Raw genomic sequence first — 25965 nt, forward strand, 5'->3', positions numbered from 1 at the left:
ATCCGGGATTTTCAAAAACAAGCAAGACCCGGATTTCGCTGCGCTCCATCCGGGCTACAAACTCTGAGGGGAATGGGCAAATGTTCTCACACATCATGATCGGCACCAACGATCTCGACAAGGCCAAGGCTTTTTACGACCAGCTGCTCGGCACGCTCGAGGTGCGCCCGGCCAGGGTCGACGGCCATCGCATCTTCTACATCACCAAGACCGGCGTGTTCTCGGTGACGAAGCCGATCAACGGCGAGGCCGCCACGTGTGCGAATGGCAGCACCATCGGCTTTGCCGCCAACTCGCCTGAGCAGGTCGACAAGTGGCACGCAGCCGGTGTCGCCGCCGGCGGAACGCCGATCGAGAATCCGCCCGGCATCCGGGAGGGCGCAGGGAACAAGCTCTACATCGCTTATTTGCGCGACCTCGATGGCAACAAGATCTGCGCGATGCATCGGCTGCCGAACTGATTGCTCCAGGACGGTGTCATTCCCCGCCTTGTGCGCAATTGCGCACTGGAGCGGGGAATCCAGTACGCCGCGGCTTCTCCGTAAATCGCTGACGTCACGGAGTACTGGATCGTCCGGTCAAGCCGGGCGATGACAACAGTGAGTGCGGCCCGCACCTGCCTCCTCACCCCGTTCAAACAACATTTCAAACACGCTCGCGATATTCCATCGCATGGCATGGGTCGCCTGAAAAAATGTGCGCTCGCGCTTTGGCCGCGCTGCGACTATTCTGCGGCCCAACGCGATCTCAGTGACCCCGGGAGGAACAATGACAAAGCACGCCTACATACCCCGCACCACCAACTACACTCTCAATCCCGGCGACGAGCTCAACGATCTGCGCATGTCGGACCAGGTCCGGCCGCTCTACGATCACGTCAGGAAATTCATCCGCGACACCGTCGAGCCGATGTCGATCGAATTCGCCAAGGCCGGCGAAGGCAAGCAGGATCGCTGGAGCTTCACCCCGAAGCAGCTCGAGGTGCTCGAGGTCGCCAAGAACAAGGCCAAGAAGGAAGGCCTGTGGAACTTCTTCCTGCCCGACGACGAGACCGGCCAGGGCCTGAAGAATCTCGACTACGCCTATATCGCCTCCGAACTGGGCAAGAGTCCGCTGGCCTCCGAGACGATGAACTGCTCGGCGCCGGACACGGGCAACATGGAAGTGTTGGAGCGCGTCGGCACCAAGGAGCAGAAGGAGAAGTGGCTGAAGCCGCTGATGGACGGCGAGATCCGCTCGGCCTATGTCATGACCGAGCCGAACGTCGCCTCCTCCGACGCCAAGAACATTTCGACGACCGCAAAGCTCGTCGGCGACGAATGGGTCATCAACGGCGAGAAATATTACATCTCCGGCGTCGGCGATCCCCGCTGCAAGATCCTCATCGTGATGGTGAAGACCAATCCGGATGCGGCGCCGAGCAAGCAGCAGTCGCAGATCCTGGTGCCGCGCGATACGCCCGGCGTCGAGGTGCTCGGGCCCATGTACGTATTCGGCCAGGACCACGCCCCGCGCGGCCACATGCACATGCGCTTCAACAACGTCCGCGTGCCCAAGGAGAACATGCTGCTCGGCGAAGGCCGCGGCTTCGAGATCTCGCAGCTCCGCCTCGGCCCGGGCCGCATCCATCACTGCATGCGCACCATCGGCAAGGCCGAGAAGGCGCTTGATCTGATGGTGCAGCGTGGCCTCACCCGTGAGGCCTTCGGCAAGAAGATTGCCCATCTCGGCGGCAACATGCAGATCATCGCGCAGGCGCGCTGCGAGATCGAGGCGATGCGGCTGATGGTGCTGAAGGCCGCCAAGGCCATGGACGTGCTCGGCAACAAGGAGGCCCGCGTCTGGGTCTCCATGGTCAAGGCCATGGTGCCGGAGCGCGCCTGCAAGATCATCGACCAGTCGATCCAGATGCACGGTGCCACCGGCATCTCGCACTGGACCCCGCTTGCCGAGATGTACCAGGACGTGCGCCATCTGCGCTTCGCCGACGGTCCGGACGAGGTGCACTGGATGGTGGTGGGACGCCACGAGCTGAGCATGGCGTAAAAGTCTCTCCTCCCCCTCTCCCCGTTCTTACGGGGAGAGGGTTGGGGTGAGGGGCCTCTCTCTACACGTGAGATCATCGAGGGACCTGTACCCCCTCACCCGAATTCGATCTGCGATCGAATTCGACCTCTCCCCGCATCCGCCTTCGCTAAAGCTTCGGCGGACATGAGCGGGGCGACAACTCACGGAGCCACCATGGAATACGCCGCCAGCGACCTGACGCCACGCGAGCGCTACAAGGTGCTGACGTCCTTCATCCTGCCACGGCCGATCGCGTGGGTGACCTCGGTCGGGCCGACCGGAATCGTCAACGCCGCGCCGTTCAGCTTCTTCAACGCCTTCTGCGAAGATCCGCCGCTGTGCATGTTCGCGGCGAACCGCAAGCCCAACGGCCAGGACAAGGACACGTTCCTCAACATCCAGCGCACTGGCGAGTTCGTGGTCAACCTCGCCGACGAGCCGCTGGCGAAGGCCATGCACGAGAGCAGCGGCGACTTTCCCCCTGAAGTGGGCGAGCCTGACTATCTCGGGCTGAAGCTCGCACCGTCGGCGAAGATCGCCGTGCCGCGGCTCGCCGACACGCCCTGGGCGATGGAGTGCAAGCTCTGGAAGATGATCGACGTCAACGACGATCGCCGGCTGATCATGGGCGAAGGCATCCACTTCCATATCCGCGACGAACTGTGGGACGACAAGGCGATGCGGGTGCACATGGACCGCTATCACCCGATCGGCCGCATGTTCGCCGATCGCTACTGCCGCACGGATGATCGAGTGGTGTTTCCGGCGGCGGAAGGGGCGAAGGGGAAGTAGGCCGCGCCATCGCGCTCCCTCGCCCCGTTCTTACGGGGAGAGGGCTGGGGTGAGGGGCTGCCTCCGAGAAAACAGTGTGAGTTGGACTCGCGGAGAGTCCCCCTCACCCGAATTCGATCTTCGATCGAATTCGACCTCTCCCCGCAAGTGGGGCGAGGTGAAGCGAGCACCACCTACGTCGCGGCCGGCTCGCCGATCTTGTCCTGGGTCTTGGTGTCGAAATCGCCGGCGTCGTGCCGCTCGTGGAGCTGGCTGGCGGGATCGCCGGAGACGCGGTTGACCATGCGGCCGCGCTTGACGGCCGGACGCTTGGCGATCTGATCGGTCCAGCGCTGCACGTGCTTGTAGTCCTGCACCGACAGGAATTCGCCGGCGCCATAGACCAGCCCCTTGGCGAGCGCGCCGTACCAGGGCCACACCGCGATGTCGGCGATGGTGTAATCATTGCCCGCGAGGTACTCGTTGTCGGCAAGGCGCCGGTCGAGCACGTCGAGCTGGCGCTTGACCTCCATCGCAAAGCGGTCGATGGCGTATTCGATCTTGGTCGGCGCGTAGGCGTAGAAGTGACCAAAACCGCCGCCGAGATAGGGCGCGCTGCCCATCTGCCAGAACAGCCAGGACATCGCCTCGGTGCGGCTCTTGATGTCCTTTGGCAGGAAGGCGCCGAACTTCTCGGCGAGATAGACCAGGATCGAGCCGGATTCGAACACCCGGATCGGCTCCGGACCGGAGCGGTCCACCAGCGCGGGAATTTTCGAATTCGGGTTGATGTCGACAAAGCCGCTGCCGAACTGGTCGCCATTGCCGATCCTGATCAGCCAGGCATCGTATTCCGCGCCCTTGTGGCCGAGCGCCAGCAGTTCCTCCAGCATCACCGTGACCTTCACGCCATTCGGCGTCGCCAGCGAATAGAGCTGGAAGGGATGCTTGCCGACCGGCAGCTCCTTGTCGTGGGTCGCGCCGGCAATGGGGCGGTTGATGCTGGCGAACTGCCCGCCGTTCTCCTTGTTCCAGGTCCAGACTTTGGGCGGCACGTAGGCGGGGGCGTCGGTCATGCGGGGGCTCCGGCGAAAAAGATGCGCCTGCATTAATTAGCCCGCGAATGGCCGATGGCAAGGGCGCAGAAATGCATTGCCGGGCAGGGCAACTCTACGTTTCGTCATGGCAGGCCACTTCCCCGCCCTCGTTCCGCGCCCGCCGCTCCGCGCCCCCCGGGAATAACGATCGGAAAGAGCCAGGTTCAGGACGCGGCTGCCGTCAGCCCCTGCTCGGCCCGCCCCAGCAAAAACCCCTCATATCCCTTCGCCGCGACCTCGTCGCAGATCCGGCGGTAGACACCGACGCCGCCGATATAGGGCATGAAGATGCGCGGCTTGCCTGGAATGTTGGCGCCCATGTACCAGGAATTGGCCTGCGGATAGAGCGTGCCGCGGGCGACCTCGTTGACATGGGCGACCCACTTGTCCTCGGCCTCCCCGCTTGCCTCCATGGTGGCAACACCCTGCCTGCGCATGTGGACGAGGCAATCGGTGATCCAATCGACATGCTGCTCGATCGAGACGATCATGTTCGAGAGCACCGACGGACTGCCGGGGCCGGTGATGATGAAGAGGTTCGGAAAGCCCGCGCTCATCAGCCCGAGATAGGTCTTTGGGCCTTCCGCCCATTTCTCGTTCAGCGTCCGTCCGCCCGGGCCACTGATGTCGATCTTCGCGACCGAGCCGGTCATGGCATCGAACCCCGTCGCCATCACCAGCGCGTCGACCTCGTGGTCCTTGCCTGCGACACGCACGGCATTCGCGGTGATCTCCTCGATCGGATTGGTCTTGATATCGACCAGCGAGACGTTCGGCCGGTTGAAGGTCGCGAAATAATCCGTATCGATGCAGATGCGCTTGGTGCCGATCGGATGGCTGTTGGGCTGGAGCAGCTTCGCGGTTTCGGGGTCCTTCACGATCTCGGCGATCTTGCTGCGCACGAAGTTCGCCGCGGTATCGTTCGCGGACGGCTCGAGGCCGAGATTGTTGTAGACATACATGAAGGTGAGCCCGCCGCGCTCCCAGCGCGCCGAATATTTGCCATTCCTGGTCTCATCGCTGTCGTCGAGCGCGCCGCGATCGGGTTGCTCGGCGAAAATGCCGTTGCGCGCGACTTCGCGGGCGAAGCGGCGGATCTCCGGATAGGTCTTGCGGACGTTACTGCGTTCTTCGTCGGTCAGCGCGGCGTTGCGCGCGGGAATCGAAAAATTCGCCGTGCGCTGAAACACGGTGAGATGTCTTGCTTGTTCGGCGATGACGGGCGTCGATTGGATGCCAGACGATCCCGTCCCGATCAAGCCGACGCGCAAGCCCGTGAAGTCGACGTCTTCATGCGGCCAGCTGCCAGTGTGGTAGACCGGTCCCTTGAAGCTCTCAAGGCCCTTGATGTCGGGCTTGCGCGCGTTCGAGAGGCAGCCGGTCGCGAGCACGATGAACTGCGCCTCAACCGTCTTGCCGTCGGACGTCGTCACCGACCAGCACTTCGCCCGCGCGTCGAACGCCGCGCGCTCGACGCGGGTGTCGAACTGGATGTCGCGGCGAAGATCAAAACGGTCGGCAACGTGGTTGGCGTAGTTCAGGATCTCCGGCTGCGGCGCGTAGCGCTCGCTCCAGTCCCACTCCTGCTGAAGCTCTTCCGAGAACGAGTAGGAATACTGCATGCTCTCGACATCGCAGCGCGCGCCGGGATAGCGATTCCAGTACCAGGTGCCGCCGACGCCACCGCCCTGCTCATAGACGCGCGCCGAGAAGCCAAGACCGCGCAGGCGGTGCAGCATGTACATGCCGGCAAAGCCCGCGCCGACGACGACCACGTCGTAAGCTTTCACGGTTCGAGCCGGACTCGCTTGCGCTTGCGACATCGGTTGGCGCTCCCTCGCTGTTTTCTCTTTGTTTGCGCCAGCATTCTCACAGACTCACAAAAGCGCAAGAGACAAATCGGCGGGCTCTGGCCTGTTTATTTTGTGCAGCGGAATGGCTCATCCGCCGCGTGGCGTCTGCACGCAAGATGCGCGGCCAAATCCGGATTGGCATCGTTGACGACGATGGGCTAGCTTCGAAGCGCCTTCGCTCAAGCAAAGCAACAACAGCAACGCGACGGCTGCCGGGAGAGAGCCATGAAATCGCCGATCTGCGACATGCTGGGCATCGAGTTCCCGCTGCTCGCCTTCAGCCATTGCCGCGACGTCGTTGCCGCCGTCAGCCGTGCCGGCGGCTTTGGCGTGTTGGGTGCCACCGTGCACACGCCCGACACGCTCGAACGCGAGCTGAAATGGATCGACGAGCATGTCGACGGCAAGCCCTACGGCATCGACGTCCTGATCCCCGAAAACATCTCGACCGCGGGCGAGAAGGACGTCACCTGGAAGAGCCTGGAGGCGCGCGTACCGCAGGAGCACCGCGCCTACACGCGCGACCTCCTGATGAAGTACGATATCGAGTTGACGACAAGTGATGTGGCCGACAATCAGCCGCAACCGTTCGACGCGAAGACCGCACTTCAGCTGCTCGAGGTCTCCTTCAACCATCCGATCCGATTGATCGCCAACGCGCTGGGCGTGCCGCCGAAGGCGATGATCGAGATGGGCAGGAAGCACGGCGTGCCGGTTGCCGCCCTCGTCGGCGCCAAGGAGCATGCGTTGCGGCAGGTTGCGGCCGGCGTCGACATTCTCGTGGTGCAGGGCACCGAGGCCGGCGGCCATTGCGGCGAGGTCTCCACCCTGGTGCTGGTGCCGGAGGTGATCAAGGCGATCAAGAACATCCGCGACGTGCCGGTGCTCGCGGCCGGCGGCATCATGACGGGACGGCAGATGGCCGCCTGCATGGCGATGGGCGCGGCCGGCGCCTGGACCGGTTCGGTGTGGCTCGCCACCGTCGAGGCCGAGACCACGGAGATCTTCCGCGAGAAGATGATCGCGGCATCCTCGCGCGACGCGATCCGTTCGAAGGGGCGCACCGGCAAGCCGGCACGCCAGCTCCGCTCGGTCTGGACCGATGCCTGGGACCGCGCGCCGGAAAGCCCAGGCGCGCTGCCGATGCCGCTGCAAAGCGTCATCAGCCGCGACGCCTTCAACGCGATCGACCGCGCGGCGGCGAGCGGCAACGCCAAAGCGCGCGACCTCGTCAGCTATTTCGTCGGCCAGGGCGTCGGCCTGATCGACAGCGTGAAGTCGGCGGGCGCGGTGGTGCAGGAGTTCAAGGAAGAATTTGCCGAGGCCGTCGAGCACATGAATGCGCTGGTGGCGGAGTAGCATCCACATCGTCATTGCGAGCGAAGCGAAGCAATCCAGACTGCCTCCGCTGATGCATTTCTGGATTGCTTCGTCGCTACAACGCAAAATTGCTTCGCAATTTTGTCGCGAGCTCCTCGCAATGACGAAGCAACTAACATCGTGAATCGAGATTATGACTGACAAGACCAATATCCCGGAAGACCTCATCCCCGTCATCGTCGGCGTCGGCGAGATCATCGACCGACCCAAGGAGATTACCGACGGCCTCGAGCCGTTGGATCTGCTCGAACAGGCGCTACGGCGGGCCGAGCAGGACGCCGGCGCAAAACTGCTTGGCGAGGTGCAGTCGCTCGACGTCGTCAACTTCCTGAGCTGGCGCTATCGCGATCCGGAAAAGCTTTTGGCGCAGCGGCTCGGCATTGCGCCGGCGCATTGCTATTACGGCCCGGTCGGCGGCGAGAGCCCGATCCGCTACATCCACGAGGCGGCAAAACGCATCGCGCGTGGCGAGTGCACGGTGGCGGCAGTCTGCGGTGCGGAGGCGCAGTCGACCGCGACCAAGGCTGAGCGCGCCGGGATCAAGCTACCCTGGACGCCGTTCGCCCATGACGTCGAGGAGCCCAAGCGTGGTGCGGCATTCCAGAAGCCGCTCGCGGTGAAGCTCGGCGTGTTCCGTCCCGTCACGGTTTATCCATTCTATGAGTCCGCCTCCTCCGCCCATTGGGGCCAGACGCCGCGCGAAGCCATGGCAGAGTCCGGCACGCTGTGGTCGCGCTACTCCGAAGCCGCCGCCGAAAATCCCAACGCCTGGCTGAAGCGGCGCTATGCGCCGGACGAGATCACGACGCCGTCGGCGGACAACCGCCTGATCGCCTGGCCCTACAACAAGCTCATGGTCGCCAACCCCAGCGTCAACATGGGCGGCGCGCTGCTGCTCACCAGCCTCGCCAGGGCGCGCGCGGCCGGCATCGCCGAGGACAAGCTGGTCTATCCGCTCGGTGGCGCCTCGGCCGAAGAGCCGCGGGATTACCTCCTGCGCGATCAGTTCCATGAAAGCCATCCACAGAATGCGGTGCTGAAGGCGGCGATGGACCTCGCCGGCGGCGACGGATTCGACGCGATCGAGCTCTATAGCTGCTTCCCTTGCGTGCCCAAGATGGCGCGGCGGACGCTTGGCCTCGGGGCCGACGTGCAGCCGACCGTGACCGGTGGTCTCACCTTCTTCGGCGCGCCGCTCAACACCTACATGACGCATGCGGCCTGCGCGATGGTGCGGCGTGTGCGCGATGGTGCCAAGCTCGGGCTGCTCTACGGCCAGGGCGGCTTCGTCACCAAGCACCACGCATTGGTGGTGTCGAAGACGCCACGTGCGGCGCTGGCGCAGGAGACCAGCGTGCAAGCCGAGGCCGACCGCAACAAGCGCGCGGTGCCCGAGTTCGTCACGGAGGTTTCAGGCAGGGGCAAGGTCGAGAGCTTTACGATGCTCTATGGCCGCGGCGGCGATGTCGAACACGGTGTGGTGATGCTGCGGACGGCGGACGAGCGGCGCACACTCGCGCGCATTCCGGCGAGCGACGCGGCGACGCTGGCGCATCTGCTCAACATGGATCGCACGCCGGTAGGCTCGCTCGGCGAGATCGCGATGGCCGCGGATGACGTGCCGGAGTGGCGGGTGGCGTAGCTTTCGTAGGGTGGGCAAAGGCGCTCTTGCGCCGTGCCCACCATTCTTCCTCCAATCACATGAAGACGGTGGGCACGCTTCGCTTTGCCCACCCTACGAGATCAACCTAGCCCTTCGGCGCCTGCTTCTCCGACGCCGTCGCCGGCTTGCCCTTGGCACCGGCACCGCCGGCGACGCGAACCTGGTCGCCGTCGGAAATACCATCCGGCGGGGCAGTGATCACGCGGTCGTCGGGTGCGATGCCCGAGGCGAGTTCAATCTCCTTGCCGAGATCGCGTGCGATGGTCACGGTCTTGAACTGCACCTTGTCGTCGGGACCGACGGTCGCAACACGCAGACCGCTGCCGTTGAAGATCAGGGCACTGGCGGGAATGCTCAGCGGCGCGGTGTCGCGCTGAAGGTTGAGCTTCACGCTGGCATAGCCGCCGGGCATCAACTCGCCGTTGGAATTGTCGAGCCGAAGCTGCATGCGGGTGGTTCCTGAGGCGACGTCGACGGCCTGCGAGGACGCCTCGACCGTCGCCTGGAATGTCCGGTTCGGGTATTCCGGCATGACCATGGTGGCCTTGGCGCCGATCTTGATCGCAGGCACGTAGTTCTGGGGAACGTTGACGTAAACGCGCAGCTTGGTGATGTCGGAGACCACGAACATCGCCGGGCCGGAGCCGCCGCCGGCATTGATCAACGCGCCGACGTCGGTATCGCGCGCCGTGACCACGCCATCGAACGGCACCGTGATCTTCTTGTAGCCGGCCAGCGCTTCAAGCCGTTCGACATTTGCCTGGCCTGAGTGGACGGCCGCGTTCTTGTTGGAGAGATCGGCGGTGCGCTCGTCGATCTCCTGCGCGGAGACGAAGTTGGAGGCGACCAGCGTCTTGCGCCGGTTGAGCGTTGCTTCCGAGAGCCTGGCACTGGCCTGCTGGCTGGCGAGGTCGGCGCGGGCCTGAAGCAGTTGCTGGTCGAGGTCGGGCGCCTCGATCTCGGCGATCACCTGCCCCGCCTTGACGCGCGCGCCCATGTCGACGCTCCAGCTCTTCAGATAGCCGGAGACGCGTGCGAAGATAGGCGCGCGGTAATAGGCTTCGAGCCGACCCGGCAGGTCGATGGTGCCGTTGAGGGATTTTGCGTTCGGCAGGGTCACCGCAACGCTGGGAACGGCCTGATCGTCGGTCCATTCCTTCAGCTTGGAGCCCTGCTCCTCGCGGGCACGAATGCCGGTACCCACGACGAGGCCTGCCGCAATCAGCGCCACCACGCCGAAGATGCCCAGTTTCCGGTGCGACACCGGGGAGCGGGGTTCAGTGGGCGACATGCGGAGTCTCCAATGGGGCGGCGGCTTTGGCGCCCTGTTTCTTGTGTACCATACTGAACACCACGGGAACAAACATCAGCGTGGCGAAAGTTGCAAAGATCAGGCCGCCGATCACGGCGCGGCCAAGCGGCGCATTCTGCTCGCCGCCCTCCCCGAGCCCCAAAGCCATCGGCGCCATGCCGATGATCATGGCGAGCGCGGTCATCAGCACCGGGCGGAACCGGACGAAGCCGGCCTCGAGTGCAGCGGCGATGGGGTCACCGAGCTCCTCGTAGCGCTCGCGGGCGAAGGAGATCACCAGCACGCTGTTGGCGGTGGCAACGCCCATGCACATGATCGCGCCGGTCAGGGCCGGCACCGACAGCGTCGTCTCGGTCATGAACAGCATCCAGACGATGCCGGCGAGCGCGGCCGGCAGCGCCGTGATGATCACGAACGGATCGGACCAGGACTGGAAGTTCACGACGATCAGGAAGTAGATCAGCACGACGGCACCGAGCAGGCCGAACAGAAGACCGGTGAAGGCGCTGTTCATGGTCTGCACCTGGCCGAGCAGCACCACGGAGGAGCCCTTCGGCACGTCCTTGGCGGTGTCGGCGATCACCTGGCGGATGTCGGCGGCGACCGCGCCGAGATCGCGACCCGAGGTCGTGGCAAAGATCTGCACCAGCGACTGGATGTCGTATTGCGACACCACCGCGCTCGAGGTCGAGCGCTTGATGTCGGCGATGCCGCCGAGGATCGGCGATTGCGAATTGCCGGTGGCCGTGATCGGCAGCGTCTGGAGCGCGCTGAGCGAGTCGATCTGGTATTGCGGCGTCTGCATCACGATCGAGTAGGACACGCCGTTGTCCGGATTCAGGTAGTAGGTCGGCGCTACCTGCGAGGAGCCGGCGAGATTGACCACGAGGCTGTTGGTGACGTCGCGCTCGGTCAGGCCGACATATTGCGCGCGGGTGCGGTCGACGTCGATGTTGAAGGTGGGATTGTTCGGCGACTGCTGGATACGCGCATCGGCAACGCCGGGAATCTTGCGAACCTTCGCCAGCAGGTTGTTGGCGTAGGCAAAGTTGGCGTTGATGTTGGCGCCGCGGATCTGCAGGTCGATCGGCGCCGGCGCGCCGAAGTTCAGGATCTGGCTGACGATGTCGGCGGGGAGGAACGCGAAGCTGACGCCGGGGAACAGGCGCGGCAGCTGCTCGCGCAGCACGCGCACGTGCTCTTCCGTCGGCTTGTGGCCCTCTTTCAGCTTGATCTGGATGTCGCCGTCCTGCGGGCCGATCACGCCCGTGTTGTTGTAGGTCATGTTGATGCCGGAGATCGGCATGCCGATGTTGTCGGTCAGCGTCTCGATTTCGCCGGGGATCAGCTTGCGGATCGCCTTCTGGACGTCTGCGAGCTGGTTGGCCGTCTCCTCCACGCGGGTGCCGACCTGGGTGCGGACATGCATCAGGATATTGCCGGCATCGACCGCCGGGAAGAAGTTGCGCCCGAGGAACGGCACCAGCGCGAAGGACGCGCCGACCACGCAGAGGAAGCCGATCACGAACACCGCGCGGTGCACCAGCGCCAGTCCCAGCAGATTATGGTAGCCGCCGCGGATGCGCTCGAACCGCTTCTCGAAGCCGCGCTGGAACCAAACCAGCGGATTGCGCGACTTCGGCGGGCCGCCCTCGTGATGGACGTGCGCCTGCAGCAGATAGTTCGCCATGGTCGGCACCAGCGTGCGCGACAGGATGAACGACCAGATCATCGCGAACATCACGGCTTCGGCCATCGGCACGAACAGGAAGCGGGCGACGCCGGAGAGGAAGAACATCGGCACGAATACGATGCAGATGCACAGCAACGAGACGAAAGCCGGCGTCACGATCTGGTTGGCGCCGTCGAGGATCGACTGCTCGACCGGCTTACCCTGCTCCAGATGGTAGTTGATGTTCTCGATGGTGACGGTGGCGTCGTCGACGAGGATGCCGACCGCGAGCGCAAGGCCGCCGAGCGTCATGATGTTGAGCGTCTCGCCGATCGCCGACAGCATGACGATGGCGCCGAGCACCGAGAGCGGGATCGAGACCGCGATGATGACCGTGGAGCGCCAGCTGCCGAGGAACAGCAGGATCATGACGCTGGTCAGCAGCGCCGCGATCACGCCTTCGATCGCGACGCCTTGAATCGCACCGCGGACGAACACCGACTGGTCGCCGATGAAGCCGATCTTCAGCGCGTCCGGCAGCTGGTCCTTGACGTCGATCACCTTCTGCTTGATGCCGGCGATGATGTCGAGCGTCGAGGTCGCGCCCGCCTTCAGCACCATCATCAGCACCGAGCGGTTGCCGTCGACATGGACGATGTTGGTCTGCGGCGGATTGCCGTCACGCACGGTCGCGACGTCGCGCACATAGACCATCGCGCCATTGACGGTCCTGATCGGCAGATTGCCGAGCTCGTCGATCTTCAGCGGCGAGTTGTTGAGCTGGATGTTGTATTCGAACTGGCCGATCTTCTGGGTGCCGACCGGCGTGATCAGGTTTTGGGCTGCGAGCGCGTTGGCGACGTCCTGGCCCGACAGGCCGCGCGCCTGGAGCGCGGTCGGATCGAGGTCGATCTGGATTTGGCGCTGCTTGCCGCCGAACGGATACGGGATCGCCGCGCCGGGCACGGTGACCAGCGGGGTGCGCAGGTTATTAATGCCGATATCGGCGAGGTTCTGCTCGGTCAGGCCATCGCCCGACAGCGCCACCTGGATGATCGGAACGGTCGAGGCGGAGTAGTTCAGGATCAGGGGCGGCGTTGCGCCCGGCGGCATCTGCTTCAGCAGCGTCTGCGAGATCGCGGTGACCTGCGCGTTGGCGGTGCGGATGTCGACGTTCGGCTGGAAGAAGATCTTGATGATGCCAAAGCCGTTATAGGAGTTGGCGGTAATGTGCTCGATGTCGTTGACGGTCGTCGTCAGCGCGCGCTGGAACGGCGTGGTGATGCGGCCGGACATCTGGTCCGGCGGCAGGCCGGTGTACTGCCAGACCACCCCGATCACGGGGATGCGGATGTCCGGGAAGATGTCGGTCGGCGTCCGCAGGGCCGCGAGCGGCCCGATGATCAGGAGCAGAAGCGCGAGCACGACAAACGTGTAGGGTCGGCTCAGGGCAATACGGACCAGAGCAATCATCGGTCAGGCAATTCCAAATCGGGGGACAGGGAACACGCCCCACGGGTTCCTGAGGCTGATTTACCCGAACACCGTGGAAATGGCCAACGACGGCGCCGCCCCGTGCGGTCACTTCCCTGCTATCGCACTGCGAAATCGCATTCCAGATATGCAGCCTGCGGCCGGAATATTACGGAAGCGGCTTACCCCCGTAAAAAGAAGCGGCTTACCCCCGTAAAAAAGCGGCGCCCGCAGGCGCCGCTTTCAGAACTGCGATCGTGTCCCGGCTCAGGCTGCGCGGACGTTGGTCAGGAACTTGCTGACCTCGGTCTTGAGGCGGCTCGAGTCGTTGGACAGCATCTGCGCTGCCGACAGCACCTGCGAGGAGGCCGTGCCGGTCTCGGTCGCACCGCGCTGCACGTCGGTGATGTTGGAGGAGACCTGCTGTGTGCCCTGCGCCGCCTGCTGCACGTTGCGGGCGATCTCCTGGGTCGCTGCGCCCTGCTCTTCCACCGCAGCCGCAATCGCCGAGGAGATTTCGGAGAGACGCTCGATGGTCGAGGAGATCTCCTTGATGGCGCCGACCGAGTCGTTGGTCGCCGCCTGGATGCCGGAGATCTGCTGGCCGATCTCGCCGGTCGCCTTGGCGGTCTGCTCGGCGAGCGCCTTTACCTCGGAGGCGACCACCGCGAAGCCGCGGCCGGCTTCACCGGCACGCGCCGCCTCGATGGTGGCGTTCAGCGCCAAGAGGTTGGTCTGGCCCGCGATGGTGTTGATCAGCTCGACGACGTCGCCGATGCGGGAAGCCGCCTTCGACAGCTCGCTGACGCGCTCGGTGGTGGCACGGGCCTGGCCGACGGCGTCGCCCGCCATCCGCGCTGATTCCTGCACCTGGCGGCTGATCTCGCCGACCGACGAAGCCATCTCCTCGGTGGCCGAGGCCACCGACTGCACGTTGGTCGAGGCTTCCTCCGAGGCCGCGGCGACCGTGGTCGCCATCCGCTGTGAGCGGTCGGCGGTCGAGGTCAGCGTCGAGGCGGAGGCTTCGAGCTGGGTCGAGGCCGACGACACGGTCTGGACGATCTCGCCGATCATCGTTTCGAAATCGCGGGTGATGCCGTCGACGCGGCGGCCGCGCTCGATCTTGGCTTCGGCATCGGCGGCGGCGGCCTCGTCGGCGGCTTTCTTGGCGATCAAGGCTTCCTTGAAGATCTGGAGCACGTCGGCCATGGCGCCGATCTCGGTCTTCTCGCCGCGATGCGGGACTTCGGCGGAGAGGTCGCCCTTGCCGAGCGCCTGCATCGGCTGGATGATCGAGTTGATGCCGGCGGAGACGTCCTGGACCAGGTAGAAGCTGACGCCGATGCCGATGATCACGGCGGCGCCGAGGATGATCGAGACCAGCATGAAGGCATAGAAATAGCTGTCGGCGGCATCCTGGGCAGCCTGGTCGCCGCCCTTGGTGTTGAGATCGATGTCCTTCATCAGGACCTCATCCGACGCAAGGCCGATCTTGTTGACCGTCTTGGTGTTCAGCTCCTGGGCGTCATGCGGGACCTTGCCGGCCTCCTTGCGTGACAGCGCCATGACGTCTTCGGTGCCCTTCTTGTAGTCGTCCCAGAGCTTGGCCCATTCGTTGTACAGCCGGCGTTCCTCGGGTGAAGTGATCATCGGCTCGTAGGCCTTGCGGGACTTGGCGAGCGCCTCGATGACGGTGCCGGCCGTCTTTTCGTTGGCGAGCTTCTCCTCGAGGGTCTCGGACAGCATGTGCTGGCGGACCACGTTGCGGTAGGTGATGACGCTGGCGCGGAGTTCGCCGAGCACCCGGACGCTGGGCAGCCAGCTCGTGGTGATGTCGGTGGTGTTGGCGTTCATCGACCGCATCTTCGTGACGGCGAGCAGGCCCATGCCGGTCATCGCGACCAGCAGGAACGCCACGACACTGATGATCTTGGCGCGAATGGAAATGGTGGCGAACATAATCGGGTCTCGTTGTGCTGGCGCGGGCGCGCGTCCGGGAGGTCTTAACAATCAACCAAAAGGAGCGACGCCGACATCAGACAACAGAGCGACTGAGCAGATGTTAACTACGACTCCGTTCGAGTACGGAGCCTGAAAGAAATGAACAGGCAGCTAAGAACGTCCTGCGCTCAGCGCATGAGCCCAAGCGCGTCCGCGAAGAATTCCGGCCCGCCGAAATTTCCGGACTTCAGTGCGAGCAGCATATCGCCTGCTTCAGCGCCGACGGCGCGCAGCACCGGGACGCCCGCAGCGATCTCCGCGCCGACCAGGAAGCCGGGAATCCCGAGGCGATCGACGACGGCGCCGGAGGTCTCGCCGCCAGCCACGACCAGCCGACGGACGCCTGATTTCACTAGGTTTTCCGCAATGTCGGCCATCGCCTGCTCGATGGCGTGACCGGCTGCATCGCGGCCGTGGCGCGCCTGCAAGGCGGCGACCTGATCCGGTGTCGCGCTCGACGCGATCAGGACCGGACCGTCGGCTAAACGCGGCTTGGCCCAGGCGATCGCGCGCTGCACTTCGTCCGCTCCCGTAAGAATACGGTCCTGATCGAGATGGAGCACCGCCATGACGCGTTCGGCATTAGCGATCTGCTGAAGCGTCGCCTGCGAGCAGCTTCCGGCGAGGCAGGCCGCCGGTCCGCCGACGGCGGCGTCCGCCCCGCCGCTGCCAGCGGCCGACTTGACCTTGCCCGTCGAGACCAGAGCCCGCGCCAGTCCGAGGCCGATGCCGGAGGCGCCGACCGACAGCCGATGCTGGGCAGCGACGAGGCCGATGGCCTCGAGGTCGCGGTCGAACACGGCATCGATGATCGCGGCACCGATGCCCTTGCCTGACAATTCGGCAAGGCGAGCCCGCACGGCCTCCGCGCCGCGGGCGACGGTCGCGAGGTCGACGAGACCCACCTGCGTCTTGCTCTGGCGCGCCAGCACGCGCACCAGGTTGGAATCACGCATCGGGTTGAGCGGATGGTCCTTGAGCGGGCTCTCGTTCAGCGGCACGGCGCCGACGAACAGATTGCCCTGATAAACCGTGCGACCGGTCTCCGGGAAAGCCGGCGTCACCAGCACGACGGCCTCGCCGCTATCGGCGCGCAGCGCGTCCATCACCGGGCCGATATTGCCCGCATCGGTGGAATCGAAGGTCGAGCAGACCTTGAACAGCACATGGTGCGCCCCGCGGCCACGCAGCCATTTCTCCGCCGCACGCGAGCGCGACACGGCAAGGCCCGCCTCGATCGAGCGGCTCTTCAGCGACACCACGACGGCGTCGACCTCGGGCAGCGTGAGATCGTCCGCGGGCACGCCGATGGTCTGCACGGTACGCAGGCCCGCGCGCGTCAGCGTGTTGGCGAGATCGGAGGCGCCGGTATAGTCGTCGGCAATGCAACCCAGTGCGAGCGTCACGGCTTCACTCCCGCATAAGGCCTGAACCAGGCGAGGCCATCGGTGGTCTTGCCGCGCGGATTGTATTCGCAACCGACGAAGCCGGTATAGCCGAGCCGGTCGAGTTCGGTGAACAGGAAAGGATAGTTCAGCTCCTCGCCGTCGGGCTCGTTGCGCGAGGGGACGCTCGCGATCTGGATGTGCCCGATGATCGGCATCATCTCACGCAGGCGCATGGTGACGTCGCCGTGGATGATCTGGCAGTGATAGATGTCGAACTGGAGCTTCAGGTTCGCCAGTCTCAGCTCCTGGATCAGGTCGCGCGCGAAGCCGAAATCATTGAGGAAGTAGCCGGGCACATTGCGCGCATTGATCGGCTCGAGCACGATGTCGATGCCGTGCGGAGCGAAGAACTCCGCAGCCCACGCCACCGACTTGTAGAACGCCTCGATCGCGACCCGCTCGCCGCGGTTGGCAATGCCGGCCATCAAGTGCAGCCGCTTGACACCGGTCGCCTTGGCGTAAGGCAACGCGGTCTCCAGGCTCGCCTTGAGATCGGCGAAGCGCGCCGGCAGCGCCGCAAAGCCTTTCTCGCCGGCGTTCCAGTCGCCCGGCGGCAGGTTGAACAGCGCCTGCGTCAAACCGTTGCGCTTGAGCCGCTCGCCGACCACCTCGGCCGGATGCTCGTAGGGAAAGAGGAATTCGACCGCGGTGAAGCCCGCTTGCGCAGCGGCGTCGAAACGGTCAAGGAACGGCACCTCGGTGAACATCATCGAGAGATTGGCGGCGAAACGGGGCATCGGAATCCTCTTGGCTTACTTGTCGCCGGGAAGTTTTACGCCGGTGACCTGCGCGTACATGCGCGCCACCGAGGCGTCGTCATCGCGGCCCATGCCGGCAGCTGATGTCATCAGGAACATCTGGAGCGCGGCGGCCGAGACCGGCACCGGGAATCGGGCGCTGCGCGCCATGTCCTGGATGATGCCGAGGTCCTTGACGAAGATCTCCACCGCGCTGCGCGGCGTGTAATCGCCGTCAAGCACGTGGGGCATGCGATTCTCGAACATCCAGGAATTGCCGGCTGAGGCCGTGATCACCTCATAGACCTTGCGGATGTCGAGGCCCTGCTTGGCCGCGAACGCCATCGCTTCGCTGGCGGCGGCGATATGCACGCCGGCGAGCAACTGGTTGATCATCTTGAAGGCGGCGCCCTGCCCTGCGGCATCGCCGAGCTCGTAGAGTTTTGCCGCCATGGCATCGAGCGCCGGCCGTGCCTTTGCAAAGGCAGCGGGACTGCCGGAGGCGAGGATCGTCAGCTCACCTTGGGCCGCGCGCTGCGCGCCACCGGAGATCGGCGCATCCAGATAGTGACGGCCGGTCGCCTCCAACTGCTTTGCGAGGCGACGGGCCACATCCGGGTCCATGGTGGCGGAGGACAGGAAGACGCTGTCCTTCGGCAGGGTCTCGGCGGCGCCATCCTTGCCGAACAGGATGGTCTCGGTCTGCGCGGCATTGACGACGACGCTGACGACGATGTCGGCGCCATTGGCCGCTTCCGCCGGCGTGCTGGCGCCTGCGCCGCCGTCCTTCACGAAACGCGCCACCGCGTCGGCCGAGACGTCGCAGCCGGTCACGGCATGACCGGCGCGCTTCAGCGAGGTCGCCATGCCGAATCCCATCGAGCCGAGCCCGATGACCGCGATACGCTGATTTTGCGACGTGGAGGCGGACATGCAACTGACCCTTGCGAACGTTTCCTGGACGGCCGCCCTTTGCGGCGGCTCACTGATCCGAATAACACGGCTTGGCCGCGCTGCCAAAGCGTGAGACAAGCGGGCATGACGGCTATGAGCAACGAGACCCGGCTGCGTGAGGATATCTGCCGCTTCGGACGGTCCTTGTTCGAGCGCGGCCTGACACCGGGCTCTTCCGGCAATATCAGCGTCAAGATGCACGACGGGGGTTGGCTCGTCACCCCCACCAACGCCTCGCTCGGCTTCCTCGACCCGGCGCGACTGTCGCGGCTGGACGCACGGGGGCGCCTCCTCTCGGGCGATGCGCCGACCAAGGAAGTTCCGCTGCACAACGCGCTCTACGATACGCGCGAAAGCGCGCGGGCGATCGTGCATCTGCACTCCACCCATTCGGTCGCGCTCTCGATGCTGCCCGAGATCGACCCGCGCGCCGCGCTGCCGCCGATGACGGCTTATTATCTGATGAAATGCGGCGCCACTGCGCTTGTGCCCTATTACCGCCCCGGCGATCCCGCGGTTGCGGATGTGATCAAGGGACTGGCGGGCAAATATTCGTCCGTGCTGCTCGCCAATCACGGCCCGGTGGTCGCCGGCGACACGCTGGAGGCCGCGGTGTTCGCGACGGAGGAGCTGGAGGAGACGGCGAAGCTGTACCTGCTGCTGCGCGGGATGAACCCGCGGTATCTGTCGCCGGAGCAGGTGAAGGATCTGGTGAAGGTGTTCGGGGTGACGCTGCCGGAGCATGGGCATGAGCATTAGCGCCCTTCGATCATGGGCGGACTAACGACGCCTCATCCACCACAGTCATTCCCCGCGGAAGCGGGGAATCCAGTACGCCGCAGCTTCTCCGTATCCAACTAGCGTCTCTGGAATACTGGATCGCCCGCCTTCGCGGGCGATGACACCGACCAGGTAGTAACTACAGCCCCAGATACGCCTTCCGTACGTCCGGGTTCCCCCTGATCTCCTCTGCCGGGCCCTGCATCAGCACGCGGCCGGTTTGCAGGATGTAGGCGCGGTCGGCGATCTCCAGGCACTCGGCCATGCGCTGCTCGACGATCAGCACAGTCATGCCGGCGTCGCGGATGCGCAGTACCGCCTGGAAGATTTCGTCGACCAGCTTCGGCATGATACCTTGCGAGGGCTCGTCCAGCATCAACAGCCGCGGGCGCGTCATCAGCGCGCGGCCGATCGCGAGCATCTGCTGCTCGCCGCCGGAGAGCGTCTCGGCGCGCTGCTCCAAACGTTCCTGGAGACGCGGGAACAGTGTGAAGACGAGATTGAGCGGCCCCTCGCGGTCGGCGTCACCGCGGTACAGATAACTGCCGAGGCGCAGATTGTCGCGCACCGACAGGCGCGGGAACAGGCGGCGGTTCTCCGGCACATAGGCGATGCCGGTGGCGGTGATGTGATGCTGCGCCATGCCGTCGAGACGCTTGCCGTCGAACGTCACCGTGCCCGAACGCGGACGCTCGGCGCCGGCGATGGATTTGAGCAGCGTCGACTTGCCCGCGCCGTTGGCGCCAGCGACGCAGACGATCTCGCCCTTCTGGACCTCGATCGAGACCGCCGAGATCGCGACCAGACCCTGATAGGCGGTCGTGACTTCATGCACCGACAGCATGACGATCTCCCAGATATGCGCTGATCACCTTGGGATCGCGGACGACGTCGGAAGGCTTACCCTCGACCAGCACCTTGCCGAGGTCGAGCACGATGGCGCGGTCGACCAGCGGCATCACGATCTCCATGACATGCTCGACCATCAAAACGGTGATGCCGGCATCGCGCACCTTGCGCACCAGCGCGACGCCGGTCTGCGCCTCGGTCGGCGTCAGGCCGGTGAGAACTTCGTCCAGCAGCAGCAGCTTTGGTTCGGTCGCCAGCGCACGGGCGACTTCGAGGCGGCGTTTCTCGGCCGGCACGAGGTCGCTCGCGAGCACGTCGGCGCGTGCGGCAAGGCCGGTGAATTCGAGCACCTCATGCGCCTTGCGGCGCGCCTCGCGCATCACAGTGTTGCGCACGAGAGCACCGACGATGACGTTGTCGATGACAGTCATGGTCTCAAAGCTCTTGACCACCTGGAAGGTGCGCCCGACGCCACGCTGGCAGCGTTCGGCCGCCGGCATGTTGGTGACATCCTCGCCGTCGAACCAGATCGACCCTTGCGTCGGCGGCAAGACGCCGGCGATGAGATTGAACAGCGTCGACTTGCCGGCACCGTTCGGCCCGATCAGACCGACGATCTCGCCGCGGCCGACCGAGATCGAGACATCGCTGTTGGCGACGAGGCCGCCAAACCGCTGCCAGACGCCGCGGGTTTCAAGGAGCGCAGTCATCGCGTGGCTCCTCTTGCCTTCGAACGGGAGAACAGGCTCACCAAGCCTCGCGGCAGGGCCAGCGAGATCGCAACGATCAGCGCGCCATAGACGATGAGGTCGACGCCGCGGCCGGAGCCACCGATATAGGAGCGCGTCAGCTCCGTCATCGGGATCAGGATGGCAGCCCCAAGCACAGGCCCCCAGAGGGTGCCGATGCCGCCGAGCACGGCCGGCAGCGCCATCAGCAGCGAGAACTGGAAGCCCATCACGCTTTCAGGATCGATATAGGCGAGAAACTGCGCATAGAACGCGCCCCCGATGGCGACGAGGAAGGCGGAGACCGCGGCCGCGCCCATCTTGGAGTTGAACACGACGACGCCGAGGCTCTCGGCCGCTTCCGGATTGTCCTTCACCGCGCGCCACCAAAAGCCCCATTTGGAGTCCTCCAGCCACCAGGTGACGAACCAGGCGAGGCTGCACAGCACCAGCGCGAAATAGAAGTACGGCAGCTTGCTGCGCATGAACTGGAATTTCAGCCAGCTGTCGCCGCGCACGGGAACGGTGATTCCCATCGCAGCCCCCGCCCATTCCCAGTTCTGGAACAAGAGCAGTCCGATCTCGGCGATGACGATGGTCGCGATCACGAAGTAATGGCCGCGCAGGCGGAAGAAGGGATAGCCGAGCCCCATTGCGATGATCGCCGCAATCACGCCGCCGGCGAGCATGCCGAACCAGGGCAGCACGCCGAACTTGGTGAACAGCAGCTCGGTGGTGTAGGCGCCGATGCCGAAATAGAGCGCGTGCCCCAGCGAGATCTGCCCGCAATAGCCGGACAGGATGTTCCAGCTCTGCGACAGCGCCGCATACATCAGGGTCAGGATCAGGATGTTCTGGACGTAAACATCCTTGATCAACAGCGGAGCCAGCGCTGCGAGCCCGGCCAGCACTGCGGCGATGATGAGATCGCGGCGGCGCCGCGCTGCAAAAGCCTTGTCCATCACATCGACCCGAACAGGCCACGCGGCCGGATGAAGACGACGAGGAGATAGACGGCATAGATGCCGACGGACTTCAGCGATGGCGGCAACACCAGCGCGGTCACCGCTTCGACCAGGCCAACAATGATGCCGCCGGCGAAGGCGCCGAACACGCTGCCGAAGCCGCCGAGCGCCACGGTGACGTAGGCGATCAGCGCGAACGACGCGCCGACATCGGGATAGATGTAGAAGAACACCGCCATGATCGCACCGGCGAGACCGACCAGCGCGGCGCCGAGGCCCCAGCCGAACGCGAACACGCGGTTCTTGTCGATGCCGACGAGCGCGACGGCGCCGGGATCCTCGCGGGTGGCTTCCAGCGCGCGGCCGAAGTCGGTGCGGTGGATGAAGAGGTAGAGCCCGGCGAAGGCCGCGATCGAGACCAGCGCACCGATGAGCTGCGGCTCGGGCAGGAAGATGCCGGCGACCGAGATGGTTTTACCGCCGAGCCAGGACTGTGGAATGCTGCGATAGTCCGGCGTGAAGAAGTACTGCGCGAGGCCGCGCATCACGATCGCAAGGCCGAAAGTCGTGAAGATCTGCACCATGCCGGCATTGGCCTTGGCCCGCATGGCGAAGCGTACAAGGAGTAGATAGACCACCGCTCCGAACACGAACATCGCCGCGGCGACCAATGGGGCCGACAGCAGGGGATCGATCGCGAAGAACGCGAACAGAAAGAAGGACAGGTACATCGCGAGCATCAGGAATTCGCCATGGGCGAAGTTCGTGACGTCCATCAGGCCGAAAATCAGCGCGAGGCCGACCGCGATCAGTCCGTAAAGCAGGCCCATCAGAAGGCCGCTCGCGAGACTCTGGATAATGGCTTGAGCTGTCAAAAGTCGTCCCCCGAAATAGATCCTCATCCTGAGGAGCGCGCACCAGCGCACGTCTCGAAGGATGGCCCAGCCCTCGTCCTTCGAGACGCGGGCTACGCCCGCTCCTCAGGATGAGGGCGGGAGCTACGTCCGAGCTCCCGCTTCCCAATCTTACTTCATCGGCCAGATCGCTTCCGCGATCGCGGCCTGCGGCGGGAAGATGGTGACGAACTTGCCGCCGACATATTGCAGCAGCACCGGGTCGGCGTCGTTGTTCTGGCCGGCCTCGTCGAACTTGACGCGCTTCCAGGGCATGATGGTCTGCTCGCCCGGGATGTCGGTCGCGGCCAGTGCATCGCGGATCTTCTCGCCGTCGGCCGACTTGGCGCGGTTGATGGCGTCGGCCAGGATGATCAGGCCCATGAACTGGCGCGAGGTCAGGTCGTTGAAGTCCTTGCCCGAGCGCGCCTTGAACATCTCGTTGATCTTGCCGACCATGGGACGCTTCTGCGCGAGATCGAGCGAGAAGGTGCCGCGCGAGATCACGCCTTCGAGCTTGTCGCCGACGGCATCATAGAGCGCCTTCTCCGAGAAGCCGGCGTCCTGCGCCACGATCGCGTTCGGCTTGTAGCCGAGCTCGCCCATGGTCTTGACGAGCAGGATGCCGTCCGTGGTGTAGCTCGAGGGCATCAGCACGTCGGCATTGGCGCTCTTGAGCTGCTGCACTTCGGCCGACAGCGACGGCGAATTGGCGCGATACTTGATGTCGGAGACGATCTTGTAACCGCGCTCGCCGGCGATCTTGGCCTGGGCGTTGCCGGAATCGGTGCCGAAGATGGTGTCCTCGTGGAACAGCGACAGCGTCTCGATCTTGGTGCCCTTCTTCTTCAAAGCATCGAAGAAGTCGAACATCGCAGCCGAGTACATCTCGTCATGCGGGGCGGCGCGGAAGTAATATTTGAGGCCGCGGCGATGCAGGCTCGGCGAGGAGTTGTCGGCGGAGACGAACGGGATCTGGTAGCGCTCGCAGATCTGGCTGACGGTGACGGCGACCGCGCTTTGATAGGTGCCGATGATCGCGGAGACCTTCTCCTGCGTGATCAGGCGCTCGGCCTCGGCGCGGCCCTTTTGCGGATCGGCCTGGTGGTCGGCGAACACGAGGCGGACTTTTGCGCCGCCGAGGCCCGGCAGACCCTCGCCCTTGGCCAGCGGCAGATCGAAATCGGTGTCCTTGTTGATGACCTCGAGCGCGGTCTCATAGGCCTTCTGCGCGTCGACGCCCTGCTGCGCGCTGCCGCCGGAGAACGGATAGATCACGCCGATCACGACCTCGGAGGTCTGGGCGCGTGCAGCGAGCGGCACCAGCGCGGCAGTGGCTGTGGCACCAAGCAGCACGTCGCGGCGAGAGATCGTCATGGCAAAGTCCCCTGTTACTAAATTTCGACTGATCGAATGGAGCGATTGATGGACGCGGTAAAGCCCGAAGAAGCAGCAAACGCTGCCTACTAAATCACGGCCATGTTCCGGTTCTTCAGATCCGTCACCAGCATCAGGCCGGGCGAATGCGTGATCGCGAACGGCAACCTGGCGGCGTTGATCACCGATTGCGGCGTCACGCCGCAGGCCCAGAACACCGGGATCTCGTCGTCGGCGACGGGCACGGGATCGCCGTAATCCGGCTTGGCGAGATCCTTGATGCCGATCAAATGCGGATGCCCGAGATGCACGGGGGCACCGTGCACGGCGGGATAACGCGAGGTGATCTGCACCGCGCGGATCGCATCGGCCGGCTTGAACGGACGCATCGACACCACCATGGGACCGGCGAACGGACCGGCCTCGCCGCAGGCGATGTTGGTGCGGTACATCGGCACGCGCACGTTCTGCTCGATGTGGCGGATCGGCATGCCCTCGTCGAGCAACGCCTCTTCGAACGAGAACGAGCAGCCGAGCACGAAGGTCACGAGATCGTCGCGCCAATGCTTGGTCACGTCGGTCGGCTCGTCGACCACCTCGCCGTCGCGCCAGATGCGATAGCGCGGCACGTCGGTGCGGATGTCGAGATCGGCGCCGAGCGCGGGGATGTGCGGGCTGCCGACATCGGACATGCCGATGATCGGGCACGGTTTCGGATTGAGCTGGCAGAAGCGGTGAAAGGCGCTGGCATATTCGGCCGGCAGGATCGCCAGATTGCCCTGGACGAAGCCGGGAGCGACGCCGGCGGTAGATCCGACCTGGCCGCCGCGATAGGCGAGCCGTGCCAGGCGGCTCGGGAGCGTGTCGGGCGTTTCAGTTTGCTGCGCTGCCACCAAAACAGTCATTTGATCGACCTGCCTATAAACTCGACAAAGACAGCCAACACCAAGCATGCTATAAAGTCTAATCTTCCTTTCTAATCGATATCGATAAATTCAATTTATCGATCGGGAAAATCCTTCTCAATGCTGGACTTCAGGTCGATCGAAACCTTTCTCTGGGTTGTGAAGCTCGGCAGCTTTCGCGGCGCCGCAGCACGGCTCAATACGACCCAGCCGGCGATCTCCCAGCGCATCGCCCAGCTCGAGCGCGAGATGGGCGTGAAGCTCCTCAACCGCGATCATCGCGTTGCTTCGCCGACGCCGAGCGGCCGGCAGATGATGGTCTATGCCGAGAAGCTGATCGGTCTGAGGGCGGCGATGATCGCCGAGATCGGCGATCGCTCGGCGATGCGCGGCGTGATGCGCCTCGGCGTCGCCGAGACCATCGTGCACACCTGGCTGCCGCGGCTCGTCAAGAGCATGAACGAAGTCTATCCGAACCTGTCGCTGGAGATCGAGGTCGACATCACGCCGAACCTCACTGCGCGCCTGCTCGCGCAGGAAATCGAGCTCGCCTTCGTGGTGGGGCCGCTGTCGGCGTCGGGCGTCCACAATCGCGTGCTCGCGGATTATCCGATCGGCTTTCTCGCAAGCCCCTCGCTCGGGCTCGGCGACGGCCCGGTGACGCGCGCCGACCTCGCGCGGTTTCCGATCATCACCTTCCCGCGCAAGACCAGGCCCTACGAGGTCGTGCGCGAAGTCTTCGACCGGCCGGAGCTGCCGCCGATCCGGCTGCATGCGTCCGCATCGCTGGCGACGGTCATCCACATGGCGGTCGAAGGGCTCGGCATCGCCGTGATCCCCGACGCCATCGTCGAGAACGAGCTCGCCGACGGGCGGTTGCAACTGCTCCAAACCGATCTCGCCATAGCGCCGCTGACATTCACGGCGAGCTGGCTCGCCTCGCCTGACGTCGTCGCGGTGGAGCGCGTCGCCGAGCTCGCACGGCAGATTGCGCAGAGCAGCCTCGCGGTTGACGAGTCCGCGCCGGCGCGTCATTGAAA

Annotated in this window: 21 protein-coding genes; 7 read left to right on the forward strand and 14 right to left on the reverse strand. The window is 64.7% G+C overall.

Annotation, left to right across the window (positions count from 1 at the left end; all coding sequences use genetic code 11):
• Positions 1 to 80: 80 nt before the first annotated feature.
• The 3 genes from AB7531_RS32240 (at position 81) to AB7531_RS32250 (ending at position 2859) form a co-directional block, all read left to right on the forward strand.
• On the forward strand, positions 81 to 461 hold the full coding sequence (locus AB7531_RS32240) for a VOC family protein (protein WP_231144415.1): 381 nt from the start codon (positions 81 to 83) through the stop codon (positions 459 to 461).
• Positions 462 to 768: 307 nt separating this feature from the next.
• On the forward strand, positions 769 to 2046 hold the full coding sequence (locus tag AB7531_RS32245) for an acyl-CoA dehydrogenase family protein (RefSeq protein ID WP_063984686.1): 1278 nt from the start codon (positions 769 to 771) through the stop codon (positions 2044 to 2046).
• Positions 2047 to 2241: 195 nt separating this feature from the next.
• Positions 2242 to 2859 carry a flavin reductase family protein gene (locus AB7531_RS32250; protein ID WP_063984687.1) on the forward strand — a complete coding sequence of 206 codons (618 nt, stop codon included), beginning with the start codon at positions 2242 to 2244 and terminating at the stop codon, positions 2857 to 2859.
• A 173-nt stretch (positions 2860 to 3032) separates the two neighbouring features.
• Here the strand turns inward: AB7531_RS32250 and yghU are convergent, their stop codons facing one another.
• Complete coding sequence (gene yghU, locus AB7531_RS32255; protein WP_063984688.1) at positions 3033 to 3914, reverse strand: glutathione-dependent disulfide-bond oxidoreductase; 882 nt, start codon at positions 3912 to 3914, stop codon at positions 3033 to 3035.
• Positions 3915 to 4099: 185 nt separating this feature from the next.
• Positions 4100 to 5758: a flavin-containing monooxygenase gene (locus AB7531_RS32260; RefSeq protein WP_063984689.1), complete on the reverse strand. Its 1659-nt coding sequence runs from the start codon at positions 5756 to 5758 to the stop codon at positions 4100 to 4102.
• A gap of 255 nt (positions 5759 to 6013) precedes the next feature.
• Between AB7531_RS32260 and AB7531_RS32265 the strand changes: the two genes are divergently transcribed.
• Together AB7531_RS32265 and AB7531_RS32270 are read left to right on the forward strand one after the other, a co-directional pair.
• Positions 6014 to 7147 carry a nitronate monooxygenase gene (locus tag AB7531_RS32265; RefSeq protein ID WP_063984690.1) on the forward strand — a complete coding sequence of 378 codons (1134 nt, stop codon included), beginning with the start codon at positions 6014 to 6016 and terminating at the stop codon, positions 7145 to 7147.
• A gap of 154 nt (positions 7148 to 7301) precedes the next feature.
• Positions 7302 to 8810: an acetyl-CoA acetyltransferase gene (locus AB7531_RS32270; protein WP_063984691.1), complete on the forward strand. Its 1509-nt coding sequence runs from the start codon at positions 7302 to 7304 to the stop codon at positions 8808 to 8810.
• 106 nt (positions 8811 to 8916) lie between these two features.
• Here the strand turns inward: AB7531_RS32270 and AB7531_RS32275 are convergent, their stop codons facing one another.
• The 6 genes from AB7531_RS32275 to ltnD form a co-directional block, all read right to left on the reverse strand.
• Positions 8917 to 10122 (reverse strand): efflux RND transporter periplasmic adaptor subunit, encoded by a 1206-nt coding sequence (locus AB7531_RS32275; protein ID WP_063984692.1) that lies wholly within the window; start codon positions 10120 to 10122, stop codon positions 8917 to 8919.
• A complete protein-coding gene (locus AB7531_RS32280) occupies positions 10109 to 13288 on the reverse strand; it encodes an efflux RND transporter permease subunit (protein WP_063984693.1) in 3180 nt (1059 codons plus the stop codon). Before AB7531_RS32280 ends, AB7531_RS32275 begins: the two co-directional genes overlap by 14 nt.
• Positions 13289 to 13555: 267 nt before the next feature.
• Positions 13556 to 15247: a methyl-accepting chemotaxis protein gene (locus AB7531_RS32285; protein ID WP_063984694.1), complete on the reverse strand. Its 1692-nt coding sequence runs from the start codon at positions 15245 to 15247 to the stop codon at positions 13556 to 13558.
• Between the two features lie 170 nt (positions 15248 to 15417).
• Positions 15418 to 16695, reverse strand: a complete 1278-nt coding sequence (gene otnK, locus AB7531_RS32290; RefSeq protein ID WP_063984695.1) for a 3-oxo-tetronate kinase — start codon at positions 16693 to 16695, stop codon at positions 15418 to 15420.
• Entirely contained in the window at positions 16692 to 17474 is a 783-nt protein-coding gene (otnI, locus tag AB7531_RS32295; protein WP_063984696.1) for a 2-oxo-tetronate isomerase, read from the reverse strand. Before otnI ends, otnK begins: the two co-directional genes overlap by 4 nt.
• 15 nt (positions 17475 to 17489) lie before the next feature.
• Positions 17490 to 18407: an L-threonate dehydrogenase gene (gene ltnD, locus AB7531_RS32300; protein ID WP_441280220.1), complete on the reverse strand. Its 918-nt coding sequence runs from the start codon at positions 18405 to 18407 to the stop codon at positions 17490 to 17492.
• 105 nt (positions 18408 to 18512) lie between these two features.
• Here ltnD and otnC point away from each other — a divergent pair, with 105 nt between their 5' ends.
• A complete protein-coding gene (otnC, locus tag AB7531_RS32305) occupies positions 18513 to 19187 on the forward strand; it encodes a 3-oxo-tetronate 4-phosphate decarboxylase (RefSeq protein ID WP_063984697.1) in 675 nt (224 codons plus the stop codon).
• A 160-nt stretch (positions 19188 to 19347) separates the two neighbouring features.
• Here otnC and AB7531_RS32310 read toward each other — a convergent pair whose 3' ends face one another.
• The 6 genes from AB7531_RS32310 to AB7531_RS32335 form a co-directional block, all read right to left on the reverse strand.
• A complete protein-coding gene (locus AB7531_RS32310; RefSeq protein WP_063984698.1) occupies positions 19348 to 20052 on the reverse strand; it encodes an ABC transporter ATP-binding protein in 705 nt (234 codons plus the stop codon).
• Complete coding sequence (locus AB7531_RS32315) at positions 20036 to 20767, reverse strand: ABC transporter ATP-binding protein (RefSeq protein ID WP_028146884.1); 732 nt, start codon at positions 20765 to 20767, stop codon at positions 20036 to 20038. The genes AB7531_RS32310 and AB7531_RS32315 overlap by 17 nt, the downstream gene beginning before the upstream one ends.
• A complete protein-coding gene (locus tag AB7531_RS32320) occupies positions 20764 to 21747 on the reverse strand; it encodes a branched-chain amino acid ABC transporter permease (protein WP_063984699.1) in 984 nt (327 codons plus the stop codon). The genes AB7531_RS32315 and AB7531_RS32320 overlap by 4 nt, the downstream gene beginning before the upstream one ends.
• A complete protein-coding gene (locus AB7531_RS32325) occupies positions 21747 to 22625 on the reverse strand; it encodes a branched-chain amino acid ABC transporter permease (protein WP_063984700.1) in 879 nt (292 codons plus the stop codon). The genes AB7531_RS32320 and AB7531_RS32325 overlap by 1 nt, the downstream gene beginning before the upstream one ends.
• A gap of 150 nt (positions 22626 to 22775) precedes the next feature.
• Positions 22776 to 24020, reverse strand: coding sequence for an ABC transporter substrate-binding protein (locus AB7531_RS32330; protein ID WP_063984701.1), 1245 nt, complete (start codon positions 24018 to 24020; stop codon positions 22776 to 22778).
• 89 nt (positions 24021 to 24109) lie between these two features.
• A complete protein-coding gene (locus AB7531_RS32335; protein ID WP_063984702.1) occupies positions 24110 to 24925 on the reverse strand; it encodes a putative hydro-lyase in 816 nt (271 codons plus the stop codon).
• A gap of 120 nt (positions 24926 to 25045) precedes the next feature.
• Here AB7531_RS32335 and AB7531_RS32340 point away from each other — a divergent pair, with 120 nt between their 5' ends.
• Positions 25046 to 25963, forward strand: a complete 918-nt coding sequence (locus AB7531_RS32340; protein WP_063984703.1) for a LysR family transcriptional regulator — start codon at positions 25046 to 25048, stop codon at positions 25961 to 25963.
• Positions 25964 to 25965: the final 2 nt, after the last annotated feature.

The organism is Bradyrhizobium sp. 63_E2_N1_3 (genome assembly GCF_052076005.1).
In the GTDB taxonomy this organism is placed as follows: domain Bacteria; phylum Pseudomonadota; class Alphaproteobacteria; order Rhizobiales; family Xanthobacteraceae; genus Bradyrhizobium; species Bradyrhizobium barranii.